The 3,606-nt window shown below is 68.0% G+C and carries 1 protein-coding gene; it reads left to right on the top strand.

What is annotated here, in order from left to right; translation table 11 throughout:
* Nucleotides 1-1,001: 1,001 nt before the first annotated feature.
* A partial coding sequence (rpoB, locus tag ACFFCA_RS09850) for a DNA-directed RNA polymerase subunit beta (RefSeq protein WP_375484240.1) occupies nt 1,002-3,606 on the top strand: 2,605 nt, incomplete at its 3' end.

Here is a 3,606-nt window from a genome sequence, read left to right as displayed (position 1 = left end):
ACGGCGCGACCGCCGGCACCCGCGGCACCCGCGGCACCCGCGGCACCCGCGGCACCGTCGAGTTGCCCGCCTGGGCGCGGTGGGCGCCGGCCGCGATCCTGGGCGCCGGCGTCATCGCCATGGCCGTCGTCGTGTTCATCGCCAGCAACGGCGTCTGGCGCAACGACCCGAGCGTCACCGCCCAGCGCGAGCAGGTGCTCGGCGCGGCCAAGAACTGCGTGGCCGTGGTCAGCACCTACAAGTACAGCGACCTCGACGCCTACCTCAAGGACGGCAGCGCCTGCGCCACCGGGCAGTTCAAGAGCCAGTTCGCGTCCTCGGTCAACAAATTCATCAAGCCGCAGGCGCCGAAGCTCAAAGCGACGCAGACCGCGAAGATCACCAGCGGCGGCCTGCAGACCATCAGCGGCGGACAGTGGACCGTCGTGGTGTACGGCCAGGTCGACGTCACCAACACGAGCACCCCGAAGGGCCGCATCGATCCGCTGGGTGCTGTGGTGCGCATGAACAAGAGCCACGGCAAGTGGCTCATTGCCAAGCTCGACCTCCTGCACACCACCTCCTGAGCTCGATCCAGCCGGTTTCAGCCAGTTCCGGTCGGTTCCGCGAAGTTTCCGGCCGACACGGCAGGCCGGGCAAATGCTTGACGCGTCGGCGCCCGCGAGGCACTCTTTCTGGGCACGGTCACGCAGTCTCGCGGGGCTGGGTCGCCGCGGCAGGCCTGCGACATTCGCAGCGGGCGCCGCGAGCGCGATCCGCCGCGGATGGGTAGGCCGGGTGCGACGCGGTTTGCGTGCGCTTGCTTGGCGTGCCTACGCCCGCTAAACTTCCAAGTTGCGCTGCCCTTTTCCTGCCTATCTGCCCATCAACGCTGCCGCGGTTGCCCTTCCTGGCCCGCGACCGATGCGCGTGCCCATCACGCGCGAACTGCGTGATTCGGGCCCGGGGCCGGAGTGGGCCGCGTCGACGGATTCGTTGCACAGTCCTTGGAAGGACGCATCTTGGCAGTCTCGCGCTCCGGTAAGTCAACCTCCGACTCCCGTTCAGGGATCACCCGCTCAGGAATTCCCGGTGCGCCTCCCCGCACCTCGTTCGCAAAGATTCGCGAGCCGCTGGAGGTGCCGAACCTCCTCGCGTTGCAGACCGAGTCCTTCGACTGGCTCGTCGGCAACAGCGCCTGGCAGGGCCGGGTCGCCGGCACGTCGGGCGCCCGCTCCGGCCTCGAGGACATCCTCACCGAGCTCTCGCCCATCGAGGACTTCTCCGGCTCGATGAGCCTGTCCTTCTCCAACCCACGCTTCGAGGACGTCAAGGCGCCCATCGAGGAGTGCAAGGACAAGGACATGACGTACGCGGCCCCGCTGTTCGTCACCGCGGAGTTCACCAACAACACCACCGGCGAGATCAAGTCGCAGACGGTGTTCATGGGCGACTTCCCGATGATGACGCCGAAGGGCACGTTCATCATCAACGGGACCGAGCGAGTCGTGGTCAGCCAGCTCGTCCGTTCGCCGGGCGTCTACTTCGACCGCACGCTCGACAAGACCTCCGACGTCGACGTCTACGGCGTCAAGGTCATCCCGAGCCGCGGAGCGTGGCTCGAGTTCGACGTCGACAAGCGCTCGACCGTCGGCGTGCGCATCGACCGCAAGCGCCGCCAGCCGGTGACCGTCCTGCTCAAGGCGCTGGGCTGGAGCGAGGACCGCATCCGCGAGCACTTCGGCTGGTCGGAGACCCTGCTCGCCACGCTGGACAAGGACCACATCGGCACCAGCGACGAAGCGCTGCTCGACATCTACCGCAAGCTGCGCCCGGGCGAGCCGCCGACGCGTGAATCCGCGCAGGCGCTGCTGGAGAACCTGTTCTTCAACGGCAAGCGTTACGACCTCGCCAAGGTCGGCCGGTACAAGGTCAACAAGAAGCTGGGCAGCGACTCCGACGTCGCGCACGGCACGCTGACCGAGGACGACATCGTCAAGACCATCGAGTACCTCATCCGCCTGCACGCGGGCGAAGAGGGCTACGAGACCGACGACATCGACCACTTCGGCAACCGTCGCCTGCGCACCGTCGGCGAGCTGATCCAGAACCAGATCCGCGTCGGGCTCTCGCGTATGGAGCGGGTCGTGCGCGAGCGCATGACCACGCAGGACGTCGAGGCCATCACGCCGCAGACGCTGATCAACATCCGGCCGGTCGTCGCCTCCATCAAGGAGTTCTTCGGCACGTCGCAGCTGAGCCAGTTCATGGATCAGACCAACCCGCTCGCGGGCCTGACGCACAAGCGCCGGCTGTCCGCGCTCGGCCCGGGCGGACTGTCGCGTGACCGCGCCGGCATGGAGGTGCGCGACGTCCACCCCAGCCACTACGGCCGCATGTGCCCGATCGAGACGCCGGAAGGCCCGAACATCGGCCTGATCGGCTCGCTCGCCTCCTACGGCCGGGTCAACGCGTTCGGCTTCGTCGAGACGCCGTACCGCAAGGTCGACAACGGCCGGGTCACCGACGAGATTGCCTACCTGTCCGCCGATGAGGAAGACCGCTACGTCATCGCGCAGGCCAACTCGCCGATCGATGCGCAGGGCAACTTCACCGACGCCCGCGTGCTGGTGCGCAAGAAGGGCGGCGAGGTCGACCTGATCGAGGGCGCCGATGTCGACTACATGGACGTCTCCCCGCGCCAGATGGTGTCGGTCGCGTCGGCCATGATCCCGTTCCTCGAGCACGACGACGCCAACCGCGCGCTGATGGGCGCCAACATGCAGCGCCAGGCGGTGCCGCTGCTGCGGGCCGAATCCCCGCTGGTCGGCACCGGCATGGAGCTGCGCGCGGCCGTCGACGCCTCGGACGTCGTCACCGCCGAGAAGCCGGGCGTCGTCACCGAGCTGTCCGCCGACTACATCACGGTGATGGCCGACGACGGCACGCACCAGACGTACCGGCTGGCGAAGTTCGCGCGCTCGAACCAGGGCACCAGCTACAACCAGAAGCCGATCGTCGACGAGGGTGACCGCGTCGAGGCCGGCATGGTGATCGCCGACGGTCCGTCCACCGACGACGGCGAGATGGCGCTGGGCAAGAACCTGCTGGTCGCCTACATGCCGTGGGAGGGCCACAACTACGAGGACGCGATCATCCTCAACCAGCGCATCGTGCAGGACGACGTCCTCACCTCGATCCACATCGAGGAGCACGAGGTCGACGCCCGCGACACCAAGCTCGGTGCCGAGGAGATCACCCGCGACATCCCGAACGTCTCCGAGGAGGTCCTGGCCGACCTCGACGAGCGCGGCATCGTGCGCATCGGCGCCGATGTCCTGCCGGGTGACGTGCTGGTCGGCAAGGTCACGCCGAAGGGCGAGACGGAGCTGACCCCCGAGGAGCGGCTGCTGCGTGCGATCTTCGGCGAGAAGGCGCGCGAGGTCCGCGACACGTCGCTTAAGGTGCCGCACGGCGAGGCCGGCAAGGTCATCGGCGTGCGCGTGTTCAGCCGCGAGGACGGCGACGAGCTCGCCCCGGGCGTCAACGAGCTGGTGCGCGTCTACATCGCGCAGAAGCGCAAGATCCAGGACGGCGACAAGCTCGCCGGCCGGCACGGCAACAAGG

The organism is uncultured Jatrophihabitans sp., assembly GCF_964252635.1.
Lineage (GTDB): Bacteria > Actinomycetota > Actinomycetes > Mycobacteriales > Jatrophihabitantaceae > Jatrophihabitans.
This window is presented reverse-complemented; position numbering and strand designations above follow the sequence as displayed.